Annotated in this window: 13 protein-coding genes; 8 read left to right on the top strand and 5 right to left on the bottom strand. The window is 32.8% G+C overall.

All coding sequences use genetic code 11. The annotated features are described in order from the left end of the window. Window positions 1-7 precede the first annotated feature (7 nt). From AABL85_RS14970 to AABL85_RS14960, 3 genes are all read left to right on the top strand, one after another. On the top strand, window positions 8-1,405 hold the full coding sequence (locus AABL85_RS14970; RefSeq protein ID WP_341310674.1) for a tetratricopeptide repeat protein: 1,398 nt from the start codon (window positions 8-10) through the stop codon (window positions 1,403-1,405). A gap of 39 nt (window positions 1,406-1,444) precedes the next feature. Then, window positions 1,445-2,197 carry a shikimate dehydrogenase gene (gene aroE / locus AABL85_RS14965; protein WP_341310673.1) on the top strand — a complete coding sequence of 251 codons (753 nt, stop codon included), beginning with the start codon at window positions 1,445-1,447 and terminating at the stop codon, window positions 2,195-2,197. 133 nt (window positions 2,198-2,330) lie between these two features. Next, window positions 2,331-4,214 (top strand): DUF349 domain-containing protein, encoded by a 1,884-nt coding sequence (locus AABL85_RS14960; protein WP_286415495.1) that lies wholly within the window; start codon window positions 2,331-2,333, stop codon window positions 4,212-4,214. A gap of 117 nt (window positions 4,215-4,331) precedes the next feature. On the opposite strand, the gene AABL85_RS14955 is transcribed toward AABL85_RS14960, so the two are convergent. Beyond that, the gene (locus AABL85_RS14955) at window positions 4,332-5,606 is read right to left on the bottom strand and encodes a tetratricopeptide repeat protein (protein ID WP_286415497.1); all 1,275 of its coding nucleotides are present in this window, start codon (window positions 5,604-5,606) and stop codon (window positions 4,332-4,334) included. A gap of 18 nt (window positions 5,607-5,624) precedes the next feature. After that, window positions 5,625-8,138, bottom strand: coding sequence for a DNA gyrase subunit A (gyrA, locus tag AABL85_RS14950; protein WP_286415498.1), 2,514 nt, complete (start codon window positions 8,136-8,138; stop codon window positions 5,625-5,627). Between the two features lie 250 nt (window positions 8,139-8,388). Between gyrA and AABL85_RS14945 the strand changes: the two genes are divergently transcribed. The 3 genes from AABL85_RS14945 (at window position 8,389) to AABL85_RS14935 (ending at window position 14,048) form a co-directional block, all read left to right on the top strand. After that, on the top strand, window positions 8,389-10,923 hold the full coding sequence (locus AABL85_RS14945) for an ATP-dependent Clp protease ATP-binding subunit (RefSeq protein ID WP_341310672.1): 2,535 nt from the start codon (window positions 8,389-8,391) through the stop codon (window positions 10,921-10,923). 527 nt (window positions 10,924-11,450) lie between these two features. After that, window positions 11,451-12,815: a 30S ribosomal protein S6--L-glutamate ligase gene (gene rimK, locus AABL85_RS14940; protein WP_286415501.1), complete on the top strand. Its 1,365-nt coding sequence runs from the start codon at window positions 11,451-11,453 to the stop codon at window positions 12,813-12,815. Between the two features lie 63 nt (window positions 12,816-12,878). Next, on the top strand, window positions 12,879-14,048 hold the full coding sequence (locus AABL85_RS14935) for an LETM1-related biofilm-associated protein (RefSeq protein WP_341310671.1): 1,170 nt from the start codon (window positions 12,879-12,881) through the stop codon (window positions 14,046-14,048). A 12-nt stretch (window positions 14,049-14,060) separates the two neighbouring features. Here the strand turns inward: AABL85_RS14935 and AABL85_RS14930 are convergent, their stop codons facing one another. Both AABL85_RS14930 and AABL85_RS14925 read right to left on the bottom strand, forming a co-directional pair. After that, the gene (locus AABL85_RS14930) at window positions 14,061-14,711 is read right to left on the bottom strand and encodes a carbonic anhydrase (RefSeq protein WP_286415503.1); all 651 of its coding nucleotides are present in this window, start codon (window positions 14,709-14,711) and stop codon (window positions 14,061-14,063) included. Between the two features lie 4 nt (window positions 14,712-14,715). Continuing rightward, window positions 14,716-15,360, bottom strand: a complete 645-nt coding sequence (locus AABL85_RS14925) for a carbonic anhydrase family protein (protein WP_286415504.1) — start codon at window positions 15,358-15,360, stop codon at window positions 14,716-14,718. A gap of 459 nt (window positions 15,361-15,819) precedes the next feature. On the opposite strand from AABL85_RS14925, the gene metK reads away from it, so the two are divergent. Together metK and AABL85_RS14915 are read left to right on the top strand one after the other, a co-directional pair. Beyond that, on the top strand, window positions 15,820-17,112 hold the full coding sequence (gene metK / locus AABL85_RS14920) for a methionine adenosyltransferase (RefSeq protein ID WP_341310670.1): 1,293 nt from the start codon (window positions 15,820-15,822) through the stop codon (window positions 17,110-17,112). 127 nt (window positions 17,113-17,239) lie between these two features. Continuing rightward, on the top strand, window positions 17,240-17,647 hold the full coding sequence (locus AABL85_RS14915) for a hypothetical protein (protein WP_286415506.1): 408 nt from the start codon (window positions 17,240-17,242) through the stop codon (window positions 17,645-17,647). Between the two features lie 51 nt (window positions 17,648-17,698). Here AABL85_RS14915 and AABL85_RS14910 read toward each other — a convergent pair whose 3' ends face one another. Next, window positions 17,699-19,630: a polysaccharide biosynthesis protein gene (locus tag AABL85_RS14910; RefSeq protein WP_286415507.1), complete on the bottom strand. Its 1,932-nt coding sequence runs from the start codon at window positions 19,628-19,630 to the stop codon at window positions 17,699-17,701. Window positions 19,631-19,958: the final 328 nt, after the last annotated feature.

Here is a 19,958-nt window from a genome sequence, read left to right as displayed (position 1 = left end):
TACAAATATGCATTTAGATAACGAAGAAGAAGAATACAAATTATCTCTATCTCGTTTTGAGTCTATGTTAAAGACCAATAAGGTTTTGTTTTTTGATTCAGAAGAGTTTGAGAATATCATTCTACACTATCTCGATTCTGGAAAGCTAAACCTAGCGAAAAAAGCGCTAAAACTGGGACTAGAACAACATCCTAACTCTATTGGGTTAAAACTGGTAGAAGTAGAATTATTAGTATTCCAAAATAAATTAGAAGCTGCTGACCGCTTATTAAACGAAATAGAAAGTATAGATCCGGAGAATGAAGAAGTGTTCATTCAACGCGCTACTGTATACTCTAAAAAAGGAAGACATGAAGAGGCTATCGTATCTCTACAAAAAGCATTGACTCTGACAGAGGATCTAGCAGACGTCTACTCTTTATTGGGAATGGAATATCTATTATTAGATAAAATAGATCAAGCAAAAGATAACTTTATTCTATGTCTAGAACATGATGAAGAGGATCAGTCTGCTTTATATAATGTTGTATACTGTTTTGACTTCCTTAGTGAGAATGAGGAAGCTATATCGTTCTTAACTAAATTTATTGACAAGAACCCTTATAGTGAGATTGCTTGGCACCAATTGGGAAGACAGTATTTTACAATTAAAAATTACGAAAAAGCAGAATGGGCTTTTGATTATGCTACTTTAATAGACGAAGAGTTTATCGGTGCTTATATCGAAAAAGGTAAAACACAAGAAAAGCTAAATAAGTTTAAAGAAGCTATTGACAACTATATGAATACTTTAGAGTTAGATGATCCTAACTCTTATGTATTAATGCGCATAGGTAGTTGTCATGAAAGTCTTAATAACTTTCCTCAAGCTTATCAATATTACAAAAAAGCAGTACATGAAGACCCTATGTTAGACAAAGGATGGATAGCATTAACTGATTTATGTATCACAGAGTCTAATTATGAGAAAGCATTATTCTATTTGCAAAAAGCACTTCAAATAGATGAATTCAATGAAAAATACTGGATAAGACATGCTATTCTAAATAAAACATTGTTTAACTTTGAAGAGGCTGAACGAGGTTATAAGGTAGCTGCTGAACTTGGAACAGATATTGTAGAGCATTGGACAGGTTGGGCGGATGTATTGTATCTTCTAGGAGATTTTAACACTGCGATACAGAAACTTTTACAAATAGCTAACTTCCATCCTAATGATGCTGAAATAGATTATAGATTAGCTGTTATATACTTTACCCTACATGATATAGATAAAGGTACAGAATATCTAATTAATGGTCTGAATAAGAACTTTGAAAAGAGAGCAATTATAGAAACATACTTCCCTAATCAATGGGAGAATCCTATAGTACAAAGTATTATCAAAAATTACAATAAACAATAAAGCTATTCTTAAGAATAGCTTTTTTTATAAAAACTCAATATGACTAAACGCTACGGATTAATAGGTAAAAACATAGATTATTCTTTCTCACGTACCTACTTTGCAGAAAAGTTTGAGAAATTAAAAGACAAAAAAAGTATTTATATAAACTTTGATTTACAAAACATAAATGAGTTTTCTAAAATACTAGAAAACCACAAGGATATTAAAGGGTTAAATGTAACTATACCTTACAAACAATCGATTATTCCCTATCTAGATTCACTTTCTAAGAAAGCTAAAGCTATTGGAGCTATTAACACAATTCAAATCAATAAAAAAGGACAATTAAAAGGCTATAATACAGATTGGTATGGCTTCTACCACTCCCTAAAACCAATGCTAAAGTTTCATCATAAACGTGCCTTAATACTCGGTACTGGAGGAGCTAGCAAGGCAATTGAATATGCCCTTAAGAAATTAGGTATAAAATACACTTTCGTCAGCAGAACAAAAGAAGACTATAATCTAACTTATAGTGAACTGACTGAAGAAATAATGAATCATTATACGATCATAATCAATACTACACCGGTTGGAACATTTCCTAATATTGACCAGATGCCTGAAGTTCCTGTACATCTGCTATCAAAAAGGCATATAGTATATGATCTTATCTATAACCCTGAAGAAACTACCCTAATGAAAGAAGCAAAAGTATATGGCGCAAAAGTAAAGAACGGCTATGAAATGCTAGTACTTCAGGCGGAAAAAGCATATAAGATTTGGAATAAACCATTCAGTAGAGATTAATACTAAATAATTGATATAATTAGTTCTAGCAGAATAAAAGTACGATTTATTCAATATTTTTTACTAAATTTGAGAGAGCGCGTTTATTTATTGCGCTTTACTACATATTGTTTAAATAAATACTTTTTCAAACATGTTAGAACAAAAGAATGATAACCTGCATGAGCTAGCAGATGGACAAAAACCGGAATCAAATTCAAATGCGGTTGTCCCAACTGATAAAGAAATAGCTCTTGATTCTATTACAGCTTCAAATGCTGAAGAAGGTGAAGATTTAGCTTCTTATGAAGAAACCAACATCCCTACTGTTAACTACGAAAAACTAGACTTAGAAAAACTAACTAAAGAACTTCATAAATTAGTCAAGAATTACAAAGTAACAGCTATTAAAGATCACGTAGAAGACATCAAAAAAGAATTCTATAGTAAATATAATGATCTTATAGATGAAAAGAAAGAAGCTTTCTTTGACGAAAACCCTGATGCAAATGAATCAGATTTTCAGTACATCCTTCCTATTAAAACTGATTTTGACAAATACTATGATGAGTATAGAGTAGCTAAAAATGCATACTTTAAACAACTTCAGAATAACCTTAATGTAAATCTAGAAAAACGTTTAGCTATTATAGAGAAATTAAAACAATTAATAGAAAACGAGCATAATGGTGATGCATTAAAACAATTAGGAGAACTTAGAGAAGAATGGAAGACCGCTGGTCCTATACCCAAAGACAAATACAATCACGTATGGAATAACTATCACTTCCATGTAGAGAGATTCTATGACCAGTTACACCTAGATAGAGAATCAAGAGATCTTGACTTTAAATATAACTTAGAACAGAAACAAAAGCTAATCGCAAGAGCAGAAGAACTATTAGAAAATGACGACATTATTAAGTCATTTAGAGAGCTACAGACGCTACATAGAATCTGGAAAGAAGAGATAGGACCAGTAGATCGAGAGATAAGAGAACAAATCTGGGATCAGTTCAGCGAAATCACAAAACAACTACACGATAAGCGAGAAATATTATTCGAACAACTGAGAAGTGTCGAAAGAGAAAATCTTGCCTTAAAAGTGGCTATAATAAGCGAAATAGACATTCTTTCTAAGCAAAAGATAACCAACCATAACCAATGGCAGAAAGAAATAGCTAAAGTAGAAGAGCTAAGACAGCGTTTCTTCTCTATAGGTAAAGTACCAGTAGATAATAACGAACAAGTTTGGGATCTATTTAAACTAGCTACAAGAAACTTTAATAGTAATAAAAATGCTTATTACAAAGAGCTTAAAAAAGAGCAACAAGACAACTATGCTAAAAAACTAGCATTGATAAAAAGAGCTCAAGAACTAAAAGACAGTGAAGATTTTGCAAAGGTTACTCCTATAATGAAAAAGATACAGGATGACTGGAAACTAATAGGCCACGTACCTCGCAAATACTCTGATCAACTATGGGCTGACTTTAAAGAAGCTTGTAACTCTTACTTTGATAGATACCATGCTATTAAAAATAAAGAATCTGCTGTAGAACTAGATGCTTATAATAGAAAGAAAGAATACTTAGATCTATTAAAAGGATTTCAGTTATCTGGTGATCACAAGACAGATTTAGGAGAAATCAAGAATCATATCAACAATTGGAAATCTATTGGTGCTGTACCTGCTAACAAACGTTTTATAGAAGGTAAATTCAACAAGATTCTAGATGTGCTATTTGACAAACTAAGTTTAAGTAAAAGAGAAACTGAAGCGGTTAAGTTCAATAATAGATTAGAATCTATATTAGAGACAAATGATAAGCGAAAGCTACAGAATGAAGCTGTATTTATTCAAAGAAAAATAGAAGAAATAAACTCATCTATTATTCAATTAGAAAATAACCTAGCTTACATTCAGAATCCTAGTGACGATAATCCTTTTGTAAAAGAAGTTAAAAAGAGCATAGAAAAACAAAGAGATGATTTAAAAATCTGGGAAGATAAATTAACCCAAATCAGAAATATATAAGTACAAAAAAAGAGAAACCTTAGTTTCTCTTTTTTTTGTATTCTTGAACAGAAATACTTTAGAAAAAAAGGTGGATTTAATAAATCCACCTTTTTATATCATAATAGAATCCTATTATTATTTATTTGTTTTAGCTTCTAATGCTTTTAATTTATCAGTCATTTCTAATGCACGATAAATATTTTTTAAAGTACTAATAGCTGCTTCATTACCAGGATTGATAGAAATAACTTTCTCTAAGTCATTCATCGCATCTTTATAAATAGCATGTTTTTCTTTTTGATACTGCTCATATTTCTTATTATCAGCAGCAGACATACCTAAACTATTCATTTTATTAGTCAACTCCTGGTCTGGTTGTAACTTAAGGAAAGCCATGTTTAAATAAGCATTTTCAGACTTAGGGTTAATACGGATAGCTTGTTCATAATATTTACGAGCATCTTCAAAACGTCCAGCATCAAAACTAGTAACTCCTAAGTTGTATAATAATACATCATCATTAGGGTTTTTAGCTAAAGCTTGTTTTGCTAATTCCTCATATTTACCCATATTATTAGACTTTAGGTAAAGATCCATATGAGTTAATAATAAGTTGATATCGTCTGGATTAGCTTCTCTAGCTGCTACGATAGCTTTTTCAGCCTCTTCTGTTTTACCTTCTTGGCTATAGATCAACACTAAGTTTTTAAGAATCTCTGGTCTTTTAGAGTCCTCTTTTACAAACTTAGGGTCAGTATGAGTACCTTGTTTTACCATCAAGTCACGCATTTTAGCGTCTTTCCCGAAACTTTGTACTTGACCAGAAGCTTTCTCTACTGCAGTATAGTAAGACTCACTTCCATTATATCCTAAATCAACTAATTTCTTATAGTTCTCTACAGCAGTAGCATAATCTTTAGAGTTAATAGCCGTAGAAGCCGCATAGTATAAATACACAGTATCTTTAGGACTTAACTCATAAGCTTGAGTAAAACGTCTAGTAGCACCTTTATAATTAGCAGAACCATTATCTTCGATAGCTTGTCCTACAACTTTAGTAGCAACACTTGCTATCTCTTCGTCGGCTTGCTTAACGATTTTACTTCCTTTATTTGTTTCAAACTCATTCAATTTTTTGTAAGAAGCAATAATAGCATCAACGTTATTATCTACATCTACATCCTTTTGAATTTGAGAATAGGCTAATGTTCCTTGTAGAGCATAATATTGTGCTTTCTCAGCGTTAGAAGCATTTCCTAATACTGCTTCAACTGCTTTTAAGGCAGCAGTTGCTTCAGTTACATTTCCTTTTTTTACAGCTTTCTCAGCGTCTTTAAGCTCTTTTTTTTGAGCCATTGTCAACCCTGATAACATTAAAGCTGACAATAAGTAAACATATCTTTTATTCATAATATATTGGTATGTGTTTTATTCTAAATTATCACTCCCTTGATCATCAATATCAATGATTGTATCAATATCTCCTTCTAAGATATCTTCATCATCCTCTGCCATAACTTTACATACAGCTGCGATAGAGTCATTTCCTTTAATATTAATTAAACGAACTCCTTGAGTTGCACGTCCCATTACACGAAGATCTGAAACTTTCATACGAATAGTTAAACCTGATTTATTAATGATCATTAAGTCATCTGCATCAGTAACAGAATTAATAGACACTAACAATCCTGTCTTATCAGTAATGTTCATTGTCTTAACTCCCTTACCTCCACGGTTAGTCTCACGGTATTCATCTAAAGAAGAACGCTTACCATAACCATTCTCTGACACCACAAGAATCTCACTATTTAAATCACTTACAGATACCATTCCGATTACTTCATCTTTATCATCTGCTAGAGTAATACCTCTAACACCTGACGCAGTTCTTCCCATAGGACGAGTTTTCTCTTCATCAAAACGAACTAATTTACCAGAACGAAGTGCTAATAACACCTTACTCTTACCATCAGTTAATTTTGCTTCTAGTAATTCGTCATCTTCTTTAATCGTAATTGCATTAATACCATTTTGACGAGGTCTAGAATATTGCTCTAATGGTGTTTTCTTCACCTGACCTTGTTTGGTAGCCATGATAACGAAGTGCTCATTGATGTACTCTTCATCTTTAAGATCTTGAGTACAGATGAATGCTTTCACTTTATCATCATTCTCAATATTGATTAAGTTCTGAATAGCACGTCCTTTACTTGTCTTAGTTCCTTCTGGAATTTCATAAACTCTCATCCAAAAACACTTACCTTTTTGAGTAAAGAATAACATGTATTGGTGATTAGTAGCCACATACATATGCTCTAAGAAATCTTGATCTCTTGTACCAGCAGATTTCTGCCCTACTCCTCCTCTATTCTGAGTTTTGTATTCAGTCAGTGGAGTACGTTTAATATATCCTGCATGAGAAATAGTAATTACTACTTGCTCATCAGCAATTAAATCAGTGATACTAACATCTCCTCCTGCATATTCAATAACAGAACGACGCTCATCACCGTATTTTTCTTTTATCTCAGTTAACTCCTCTTTAATCAAGTTCATTCTTAGCTCTACGCTAGCTAACAACTCTCTTAAATGATTAATTAACTTCATGATTTCTTCATACTCAGCACGTAGTTTATCCTGCTCTAGTCCTGTTAACTGACGTAAACGCATTTCTACAATAGCACGAGCTTGAATCTCTGATAAGCTAAAGCGCTCTATTAATTTAGCTCTAGCCTCATCAGCATTACTAGAAGAACGAATAAGAGCAATTACTTCATCGATATTATCAGATGCAATAATTAATCCTTCTAAAATATGCGCTCTTTCTTCTGCTTTTCTTAACTCAAACTGAGTTCTACGAGTCACCACATCTAAACGGTGATCTACGAAATGAGAGATTAACTCTTTTAAATCTAATAACTGAGGTCTTCCATTTACTAATGCGATATTATTCACACTGAACGAAGACTGCAATTGAGTATATTTATACAGTGTATTTAAAACAATATTTGGAACAGCATCACGCTTTAATACGTATACAATACGCATTCCTTTTCTATCAGATTCATCACGAATAGTAGCAATACCTTCGATCTTTTTCTCGTTAATAGCTTCAGCAGTTTTCTTAATCATTTCTGCTTTATTAACTTGGAAAGGAATCTCAGTCACTACGATAGACTCTCTACCATCTACTTCTTCAAAATTAGCTTTAGCACGCATTACTACACGTCCACGACCAGTTTTAAAAGCTTCGCGTACTCCTTCATATCCATAGATAATACCACCAGTAGGGAAATCAGGAGCTTTAATATAATTGATTAATTCATCGATTTCAATATCATTATTATCGATATAAGCCAATGTACCATCTATAACCTCTGATAAGTTATGAGGTGCCATATTCGTTGCCATACCCACTGCGATACCCGATGCCCCATTCACTAATAAAGTAGGGATTCTAGTCGGCATTACTTTAGGCTCTTCTAAAGTATCATCGAAGTTTAATTGAAAATCTACAGTCTCTTTGTCAATATCAGCAAGAATCTCTTCAGACATCTTCTTCATTCTTGCCTCTGTGTAACGCATCGCTGCAGGACTATCTCCATCTACAGATCCAAAGTTACCTTGTCCGTCCACTAGTAGATAACGCATACTCCAATCCTGTGCCATACGTACCATAGCGTCGTACACTGAACTATCTCCATGTGGGTGATATTTACCTAAAACCTCTCCTACAATTCTCGCAGACTTTTTATGTGCTCTATTAGACATGATGCCTAATTCATACATTCCAAATAATACTCTTCGATGAACAGGTTTTAAGCCATCTCTAACATCAGGAAGCGCTCTAGAAACAATAACTGACATCGAGTAATCGATATAAGCAGATTTCATTTGCTCCTCTATGTTAATAGGAATTAACTTTTCTCCTTCAGACATAAGTATATAAAATTAAAAATTGTCAAATTATTAAACGCGCTAATATACAGTTTTTATAGGTTTTCTCCATGTTTTTATACAAGTATTTCACTTGATTATCTAACAAATTGATTTTTTCTAAAAAAAACACTTTCTTCCTTTTTTATTAAAGTTTTTTTTTGTCAATTAGCTAATGTCAGCTTTATACTATAGGTACACTTTTTGTATCTTTAAAGATTAAAATGAATATTCACCTAATTTGAATTGAAAAATGGATGATAATTTCTCACAAGAAGTAAAAGATGTAATTTCGTATAGCAAGGACGAGGCTATTAGGCTTAGTCATGACTCTATTGGTACTGAGCATCTATTACTAGGACTATTAAAAGTGGAACAAGGTGAAGCGTCTAATATTTTAAATAACCTGGACATAGATGTTGATTTTCTACGTCACAAAATAGAAACATTAAACCCTGCTTCTCATAATAAAGAACTGCTGAGTAATAAACTACAATTACACCTCACAAAGCAAGCTGAGCGTGCATTAAGACTTACATACTTAGAAGTAAAGTTATTCAAAAGTACAGAGATAAACTCTGTTCACTTGCTACTTTGTATTCTAAAAAATAGCGATGATCCTACTACGCAAATCTTAAATAAGATGAAGGTGGATTATGAAACTGTGAAACAAGCTTATTTAAATACTAGCGAGCCTCAAAAAGACTCTTCTGATGATTTGTTCGAAAGTCCTAAAGCACAAACTTTTGATGATGCAAGTCAAGATGACAGTAAAAGTACTGACAGTAATGACAATGTTACAGCTAAAACATCTAAGAGAAGTAAAACTCCAGTATTAGATAATTTCGGTAGAGATTTAACCGAAATGGCAGAGAACGGCAAGCTAGATCCTGTAGTTGGACGTGAAAAAGAAATAGAGCGTGTGTCTCAAATTCTAAGTAGACGCAAGAAGAACAACCCTCTACTAATCGGTGAACCTGGTGTAGGTAAATCTGCTATAGCGGAAGGATTAGCTCTACGTATTATTCAGAAAAAAGTATCTCGCATCCTATACAATAAGAGAGTTGTAACTCTTGACTTAGCTAGTCTTGTAGCAGGTACTAAATACAGAGGACAGTTTGAAGAGCGTATGAAGGCTGTAATGAATGAACTAGAGAAGAATGATGATATCATCTTGTTCATTGATGAGATACATACTATAGTAGGTGCTGGTGGAGCTACGGGTTCACTAGATGCTTCTAATATGTTCAAACCTGCATTAGCTCGAGGAGAAATCCAATGTATTGGTGCTACTACATTAGATGAGTTTAGACAGCATATCGAGAAAGATGGAGCTTTAGAACGTCGTTTCCAAAAAGTAATCGTAGAACCTACTACTGTAGACGAAACAATTACTATCTTAAACAACATTAAAGACAAGTACGAAAGCCATCATAATGTAACTTATACTGACGAAGCTATCGAAGCATGTGTTAAGCTAACGAACAGATATATGAGTGATCGTTTCTTACCAGACAAAGCTATCGATGCTATGGACGAAGTAGGTTCTCGTGTTCATATAACTAATATCAATGTACCAGATAATATCCTTGAACTAGAACAAAAGCTAGAGCATACTAAGGAGCAAAAGAATGAAATGGTACAAAAACAAAAGTATGAAGAAGCTGCTCGTTTAAGAGATGATGAAAAACAACTAGAGAAAGACTTAGCTGTAGCTCAAGAAAACTGGGAACAAGAAGTAAAAGAAAACAGAATAGTGGTTACTGAAGAAAATGTAGCTGATGTAGTTTCAATGATGACAGGCATTCCTGTAAATAGAATTGCAGAAAAAGAAATCACTAAGCTCGCTAATCTTCCTCAGTTAATTAAAGGTAAGGTAATTGGTCAAGACGAAGCTGTTAGCAAAATAGCGAAAGCGATTCAAAGAAATAGAGCAGGATTAAAAGATCCTAATAGACCTATTGGTTCCTTTATTTTCTTAGGACAAACAGGAGTTGGTAAAACCCAACTAGCTAAAGTAATCGCTAAAGAAATGTTTGACTCAGAAGATGCTCTTATTCGTATCGACATGAGTGAATACATGGAAAAGTTTGCTATCTCTAGATTAGTAGGAGCGCCTCCAGGATATGTCGGTTATGAAGAAGGTGGTCAGTTAACAGAGAAAATTAGAAGAAAGCCTTATAGCGTGATTCTTTTTGATGAAATCGAAAAAGCACATCCAGATGTATTTAATATGCTGCTGCAAGTACTGGACGATGGACATCTAACTGATAGCTTAGGACGCAAAGTTGATTTTAGAAACACCATTATCATCATGACTTCTAATATCGGAGCACGTCAATTAAAAGATTTCGGACAAGGAGTTGGTTTTGGTACAACTGCTAGACAGGAACAAACAGATCAACATTCTAAATCTGTGATAGAAAATGCACTAAAAAAGGCCTTTGCTCCAGAATTTTTAAATAGAATAGATGATATCATTGTGTTCAATGCTCTAGAAAGAAAAGACATAGACTTAATCATAGATATAGAACTTCAGAAGTTATTTAGAAGAATTACTGACCTTGGTTATGAATTAACATTAAGTACAGACGCAAAAGACTTTATCGCAGAAAAAGGCTTTGATAAACAATATGGTGCAAGACCTCTTAAAAGAGCGATTCAGAAGTATATCGAAGACCCGCTAGCAGAAGAAATTGTAAACTCTAAAATAATGCTAGGCGACAGTATCGAAATGAAGCTTAATGAAGCGAAAGATGCACTAGAAATAGCAACTATAGCAAAATAATAAATACTCTTCTCTCAAAAAGAAATCAATAAAAAGAGGATATCCCTAAGGGATATCCTCTTTTTTTACCTCCTTACGTATTTTATCCCTCTTCCCTTCTACCCCATACTTTTCTTTATTTCATTCTAAGTTGCTTTAGGATTCTCAGGAGTACTCTAGAGCATTTCTTCGACAAAACCCTCCTTTTACCTAGTAAACTCCAAGTATACCCCTAACAAACCTCAAGAAAGTGCAAGCTAAGCCCTTACATTTTATCTTTTTAAACCAAAACTATTACCCTGCAACTTAATTATCCATCTATTTTTTGATTTGATTATAATTTTTTACTCTTAATGATCATAGTCCGCTTTACGATCCAAACCCTACTATAAAACATAAAAAATCAAACACTTAACTTACTTGTTTCTTACATATTCTCTCTAAAGCACTGTCAATATGTTGTAAAATTATTAAATTTTACTTTTTTTTCTATCTCGTGTAAAAGCATTATATTTATTACACTACATTCGCATTAGATTTATTATTATATGTTAGACAAAGTAATTGTTGGTAGTGAAGAATGGTGTTCTTTTTCTACTTTAAATATTCCTGCTATTAAAGCGCGTGTTGACTCAGGTGCTAAGACATCTGCGTTACATGCTATAAACATTGTCCCTTTTGAAAAAGAGGGAGAAAAGTGGGTTAAATTTGACGTCAATCCTCTTCAAAACAATGGAAAAACAGTAATTCATTGTGAATCTAAGGTAATAGATAAAAGAATCGTAAAGAGCTCTAGCGGCTCTAGAGAATCTAGATATGTAATCCAAACCGAAATATCTATTGCTGACACGAATTGGATGATCGAGCTAACTTTGACCAATAGAGATTCTATGGGATATAGAATGCTACTAGGAAGAGAAGCTATGGGAGGACGTGTACTAGTAGATCCAGAAAAACACTTCTTACTAGGTCAACCCACTACAGAAAAACTAGAAGAATACTATACTAAACCAAAAACAGAGAAAAAAGGTCTACGTATAGGTCTATTAGCAAGTAATCCTGATTTGTATAGTAATAAAAGAATTATAGAAGCAGGAGAATTAAGAGGTCATGAAATGCACTTCTTAAATCTGAAGTACTGTTATATGAAACTAGATGCTAACCAACCAGAGATACACTATCGAGGTGGACGAGTTCTAAATGATTTTGACGCAGTAATACCACGTATACGTCCTAGTATGACGTACTATGGATGTGCATTAACTAGACATTTTGAATCTTTAAAAGTATATAGCTTGAATAGTGCCGCAGCGATAGCACAGTCAAGAGACAAACTATTTTCACTTCAGTTATTACTAAATAATGGGGTAGACATTCCTACTACAGGATTTGCTAACTCACCTTTGGATACTAATGATTTGATAAAAATGGTAGGAGGAAGTCCTCTTATTGTCAAATTGTTAGAAGGGACACAAGGAAAAGGTGTAGTATTAGCAGAAACTAAAAAAGCAGCAGAAAGTGTAATCAATGCCTTCAAAAGTCTGAATGCAAACATCTTAGTACAAGAATTCATTAAAGAAGCAAATGGCAAGGATATACGCTGTTTTGTAGTAGACGGAAAAGTTGTAGCAGCGATACAGCGCGAAGCTCTACCAGGTGAGTTTAGAGCTAATATTCACTTAGGTGGAACAGCATCTGTGATCAAAGTAACACCTGAAGAAAAGAAGATAGCCATCAAAGCTGCTAAGGCAATGAATCTAAAAGTAGCTGGAGTAGATATTATTCGCTCTGCTAAAGGTCCTCTATTATTAGAGGTAAACTCTTCTCCTGGATTAGAAGGAATAGAAGGTGCTACAAATAAAGATATTGCTTCGGAGATGATTAAAGCGATAGAAAAACAAGTTAAATGGTAATATTATAAGAGAGTGGTGATCTAACAATCACCACTTTTATTCTTTTTAAAATCAATATAAATTATGAACCCATCTACTAACGGCTGGATCAAAAAATACTTTACAGAACACCGAGACTATCAAATCTTCTCTACACAGAACTGTCATGAGATATCAACACAAATTAGAAAAATAGGTTTTAGTTACGGAATAATTGATATTGATGAATTACCTAGTATTTATAAAAACTTTAAATACACACAAGAAGAACTTTCTAAAATCTGTTACTTACAGCTCTTAGAAAAGATCTATTATATATATAACAATGGTGATAATCAACAAAACTTCATTGATAAGCTCATAGAGTTTTACGAAGTATTCATTCCTCACAAGAGCAATATTTTCTCTTCTTTCTTTGAAGAAAAGAATCCTTATAACAAACTAGAAAATATCTTTTCGATCAGATGTAAAGAACACTTCTTTTCACAGTCAAAAAACAATGATTTTGTACTAAACATGATTCTATTATTCATTGATACACTAGCATTCGAGGCTTATATCAATGAAAAAATAGATCCTACTATCTTTATACAACACACGGTAGAACAATTAAAGGAAATAACATTATCCGTTAAAAAAAACAAAGAAGAGTTCAGTAAAAAAGATTTACAACTTATTGACTTTTTAGACAAAACGAATAGTACTAACTCTATAGACTCTATAAAGTTAAATACACCTATCAGCAGCTTCGAGGCAAACTTTATGATAGATTATATCGTATGTAATTCTTGGAAAAATGATATACAGGAGATTATACTTCCTAACTTTGAGGAAGCTCCTTTCTTAGCTATTCCTTATTCACAAACGATGATAGAGGAAAGTATCTTTTACTTTTCGATAGTATTAGTCAAAAATAAATATGATTACCATTATTACAAATCAAGTAATCTATTTGATAATGTCATTAAAAATTCTACAAGTTATATAGAACTTCTATTAACGCGAAACAAAACTAGGTTAATCAATGAGTTACAAAAGAATACACAACTCATGAAGTTATTAGTGGACTCTACACATAGAGACTTAAATAAAGAAGAAAAAAAGATGGTTAAAAAACAAACTATAGAAGTTATTAAAACCATCCCTTCTCTTGCTATCTTTATTTTACCTGGAGGAGGTATATTATTACCTATTTTATTAAAATTTATTCCTTCATTACTACCTTCTTCATTCAACGAAAATACAGAGCAGTAAATTTAGGACAGACTATATCTTTTTAAATCGGAGCTGGTATACTTCATCTAGATCTGCATTGTTCATCAGATTTACATTTAGATCAGTTACATAACCAGAGTTAAGACCATATACCCATCCGTGTATTCCAAGTTCTTGATTGCGAGCCCAAGCTTCTTGTACAATGGATGTTTTGGCTAAGTCATACACTTGTTCTTGAACATTTAGTTCAACAAATCGATTAAATCGCTGAACTTCATCATCAATTTGATCTAACTCTACATTGTGTAATCGATAGACGGTCTTGATATGTCTAATCCAGTTATCTATTAGACCATAAGACTCATTCTTCATTGCAGCCAGCACTCCACCACATCCATAGTGACCACAAACTATGATATCTTTAATTTTAAGAATATTAACAGCATAATCTAGTACACTCAGCATGTTCATATCTGAATGTATAACCATATTAGCAATGTTACGATGGACAAAAACATCACCTGGTTCTGCCCCAATAATTTCGTTCGCTGGTACTCTACTATCAGAACACCCTATCCATAATACAGGAGGTGTCTGTTTTTCACTAAGTCTTTTGAAGTAATTAGGATTTACAGTTAGCCTCTCCTCTACCCATTGCTTATTGCGCTCTAAAATCTTCTTATAAAAATCACTATGTGCCATAGTCTTATTTTTTCTCTACAAACATTTCTTTTACAATGTTTACTTCTCCTGTTTCTACTTTATAAAAAGCCCCTACAATTCCAATCTCACCAGCTTGATACATTTCACTTAGAACAGTACTTTTGCTCAAAATGTGGTCAATAGTATGATCTACATTGTGATAAGCTACTAAATCAACTGCTTCTTTCGATTGTATATCAAGGTCTTTATTATTCTCTTTGACATACTCTATCGAAGGTTCTACTTTTGCCAACAGATTCGTTAAGTGGCCTAATTTTGCACCTTTACAAGCTCCAGTAATAGCACCACAATGTGAATGTCCTAAAACCATGATAAGCTTACTCCCTGCTAATTTACATGCAAATTCCATAGAACCAATAATATCTTCATTTAATACATTACCAGCAATACGAGCACTAAAGATATCTCCTAACCCTTGATCAAAAATTAACTCTGCAGAGGTACGGCTATCGATACAACTCAAGATGATAGCGAATGGAAACTGTCCTTCTTTAGTTGAGTTTACCTGTTCTAATAAATTACTGTGAGCTTTTAGGTTCTCTACGAAACGTTTATTTCCTTCTTTTAAAAACTCTAAAGCTAGTTCTGGAGTAATTGATTTTTGATCTTCTATGTTGTGTAGTCTCATTCTCTTTGTTGTTTATTTAAGTTGTAAACTAATAGCAAAAATACAAAACAATCAATAAAATATAACGTATTATTATTTTTTGAAGCAATTTTTATTAATACTATAATTCATAAACAATAATTAACAATTAATATCTCAATCTTTATCCTACTCTCCAATGTAAAAGAGTTAAAAAGCGACTAACAATACACAGATAGAAAATTAGCATTGTATTCTAATCAATTGTTAGTTCTAAATATATATTTCCCAATCAGTTATAATTGTGATCAATCGTTAACATTAATATAAATTGCAAAAATATTTGTTTGATTACCAAAATAGTTAATACATTTGCATCATAAAATAACAGGAGGAAAAATTTGTACTGATTGCAACCTCGGTAAAAAATGCTAAAGCAGAAATTCATACTTCCCCTTTAGCCATTTCCTCTATTTTTAAAATCTAAAAAAAATAATTATTATGGCTTATTACTTTACATCTGAATCAGTTAGTGAAGGACATCCAGATAAAATTGCTGATCAAATCTCTGATGCTTTAATCGATAACTTTTTAGCCTTCGATCAAGACTCTAAAGTAGCTTGTGAAACTTTAGTAACAACAGGACAAGTAGTTTTGGCTGGTGAAGTTAAATCTAAAACATACCTAGACGTACAACAAATCGCTAGAGAGGTAATCAAACGTATTGGTTACACTAAGAGTGAATATATGTTTGACGCTAACTCATGTGGTATCTTATCAGCGATCCATGAGCAATCTGCTGACATCAATCAAGGAGTAGATAGAAAAAGTCCAGAAGAACAAGGAGCTGGTGACCAAGGAATGATGTTTGGTTACGCAACTAAAGAGACTGAAGACTATATGCCTCTAGCATTAGACCTTTCTCATAAATTGTTACAAGAATTAGCAGCTATCCGTAGAGAAAATACGGAAGTTACTTATTTAAGACCAGATGCGAAAAGTCAGGTTACATTAGAATATGATGATAACAATTCTCCTATCAGAATCGTTACTATCGTACTTTCTACACAACATGATGATTTCGTTAAACCAACGGATAACTCTGCTCAAGCTAAAGAAGTTGCTGAGAAAGCAATGCAAGCAAGAATAGAGAAAGACATCAAAGAAATCTTAATTACTCGTCTTTTAAATAAATATCCTCAATATAAATATTTATTTGAGAATAATGAAGAAATAGAGTACTTAATCAATCCAACAGGTGTATTCGTTATTGGAGGTCCTCATGGAGATACAGGATTGACAGGTCGTAAGATTATCGTAGATACTTATGGTGGTAAAGGTGCTCACGGTGGAGGTGCTTTCTCTGGTAAAGACCCTAGTAAAGTAGACCGTAGTGCAGCTTATGCAACTAGACATATTGCTAAAAACCTAGTAGCGGCAGGTGTTGCTGACGAAGTATTAGTTCAAGTTTCTTATGCTATTGGAGTTGCTAAACCAACAGGTTTATACATCAATACTTACGGTACAAGCAATGTTAATCTAACTGATGGTGAAATCGCTAAAAAAGTTAGTGAGTTATTTGACTTAAGACCATACTTCATTGAAACTAGTCTTAAATTAAGAAATCCTATCTATAGTGAGACAGCTGCTTATGGACATATGGGACGTAAACCTCAAGTAGTGAAAAAAGTATTCACTAGACCTGGTGGAGAAACTAAAGAAGTAGAAGTAGAACTATTCACTTGGGAAAAATTAGACAGAGTAGAAGATATCAAAGCTAAATTTAGCTTATAATATTCTTATTCAATTCATATAAAGAGACTGCTATTAGTAGTCTCTTTTTTTATACTTTACTATAAGAGAATCCTCTCTTATACACATTGCTAGAATTGGTTTATATTTACTTAACTAAACCAAAATTATGAACTGGATCCTAGGTACACTTATATTACTGATACTATATATTCTTCTCAATAAAAAAAGGAATAGAAACAAAAGGAATGCTCAACTTCAAAAATTAAAAGAAAGCTGGGGACATCCAAAAGGATTAACTGATTTTAATTTTGCCAAAATAGCATCCTACCATCTTGCATTAAGTCATAGTACATCGTATCAAACAATTAGTAAAACCATTAATCAAGATCTTGATTTAGACGATACGTTTACTTATCTAGACAGAACACACTCCTTAATAGGACAACAATACCTGTATCACAAACTACACACCTTTAAATCACCAGAAGAAGTAAGAGACCTTGATCAAACAATTAATTTCTTCAGAACTGACAGTACTGAGAGATTAAAACTACAAACATTACTAAGTTCCTGAAAGATAGACATAGTTTTTGTTACACTCCCTATACCACAAAAAAAAGTTCAGTTAACTAACTGAACTTTTTTCTATTTCTTCATCCAAACATTCAAATCTAGAATTCTGAGATTTAAACTCTGGAACTATTACTTTTAATTGCTTAACAAGATATTCCACATCATCCTGGCCCTCATTCTCACATACATAGTTACACATCATTTCGAGGTTCGCCTTTATCACATCTAAATCTTGATTACGTACTTTAGCAATCATTATCTTTTCATGATGCGTCTTCACAGTATTCTCATCATTAGCTAACAACTCTTCGAATATCTTTTCTCCAGGCCTTAATCCTGTTATCTTAATGTCTATATCTTCAGGATAACTATAACCACTCAAACGTATCATTCGCTTAGCTAAATCAAATATCTTCATAGATTTACCCATATCGAAAACAAAGATCTCACCTCCATTCCCCATAATTGAAGCTTCTAACACTAATTGACAAGCTTCAGGTATTGTCATGAAAAAACGTGTAATATCTTGATGTGTTACTGTTAACGGTCCACCGGCATCGATTTGACGTTTAAACAATGGAATCACAGATCCATTAGATCCAAGAACATTTCCAAAGCGAGTTACTATAAAGCTTGTAATACCATTATCTTTTAATGTTGACACATATAGTTCAGCAGCACGTTTAGTAGCTCCCATAACATTAGTAGGGTTAACAGCTTTATCTGTAGATACCATTACAAACTTTGATACGCCAAACTGAACTGATAAATCAGCTATAACCTTAGTTCCTTTCACATTGGTATGAATTGCTTCATAAGGAAAAGATTCCATTAAAGGGACATGCTTATATGCAGCTGCATGATATACTAAATTAGGTCTATACAATTCGAATAAAGATTCCATCTTCTTGTTATCTCTAATATTCCCAACAACATAAACAATGTCATTACACTTATTAGACACCATCGTCTGCTGTATATCATATAATGGAGATTCTGCATGATCAACCAATATAAGTTTCTTAAAGTTAAAGCGCGCTACTTGTCTAGCTATCTCACTTCCAATAGAACCAGCAGCCCCAGTAATCAATACTACTTTATCATTTATCTCTCTACCAATAATAGGATTATCTAATTGTATAGCTTTACGTCCTAGTAAATCATCAATTTTTAATTCCTTAATTTGTTTATTAGTATAAGAACCGTCTAACCAATCTGTAGCAGGTGGAATAATTTTAATCTTTACAGGAAGTTTCTCTAATACTTCTGATATATCATTTAATCTTTCTCTTGTAATATTCTGAATCGAAATAATTATTTCATCTATTCTATTACTTGTAACATATGCTTCATCTAAGATAGATGGATTGTATATTTTATATCCGCTTAACCTATTACCTGATTTGCTAGGATTGTCATCCACAAAAGCGACAATATGCGTTCTAACTTTTGTATCCCCTTGTAATGCCCCTACAGTAATTATTCCAGAATCACCAGCACCATAGATAATCACACGTTTATGATTTCTAACATCTAATACATAGCTGCGATAAAACTGACTGTAGAACAAGCGCGCTAAAATAAGCATCGCTGATGTAAAGAATAAATGCAGCAATACAAAAGAGTATGAATACCTCAAATAAGACTCAAAACTAGATCCTAATAACTCATTTCGCTGTAGTGAACTTACAATCATCATGATTGCCCCAGAAAATAAACATGAAATAAAAATAGTTTCAATATCTTTTATACTCGTTTGCCTAATAACACCTTTAAACGGTTTAAATATTAAAAAACTAACGATATAACAAACTAATAATACTGGTATTCTCTTCAACATTAATTCAATAGAGAAATTACCAAAAAAATTAGTTAACAAAAGGTTAGAAATAAAATAGGTAAACAAGACAATTAATAAGTCTATTATAAATATGATACCCCTTGGTGTATCACGCTTTAACTGTCTTTTCAGCGCATTATTCATACGATTTTCTTTTGGTAGCAATTATTACAATTATTTTAACTGCAAATATAATGCATAAAATGTCACCTTTATTACTCTACACTAGAAAATACAGTCTCTTCACCCTTTTCTTATGCTTTTTACTCTTTACAAATAAAGTAATCAATGATACCAAATTTAAATTAAGAGAAACTAAACATCAACACCAAATTACTGCGAAAAGCTAAGTTCTAAAAGTAATCCACCTATTATACAAACAAAAAATCCCCAACCTCTAATGAGATTGGGGATTTCTAAAGAAAGGCGGCGACATACTCTCCCACTGGTTAGCAGTACCATCTGCGCTAGC

The organism is Myroides odoratimimus, from assembly GCF_038039805.1.
In the GTDB taxonomy this organism is placed as follows: Bacteria; Bacteroidota; Bacteroidia; order Flavobacteriales; family Flavobacteriaceae; genus Flavobacterium; species Flavobacterium odoratimimum_B.
The sequence above is the reverse complement of the archived record's forward strand: the minus strand, read 5'-3'. Positions and strand labels throughout refer to the sequence as shown.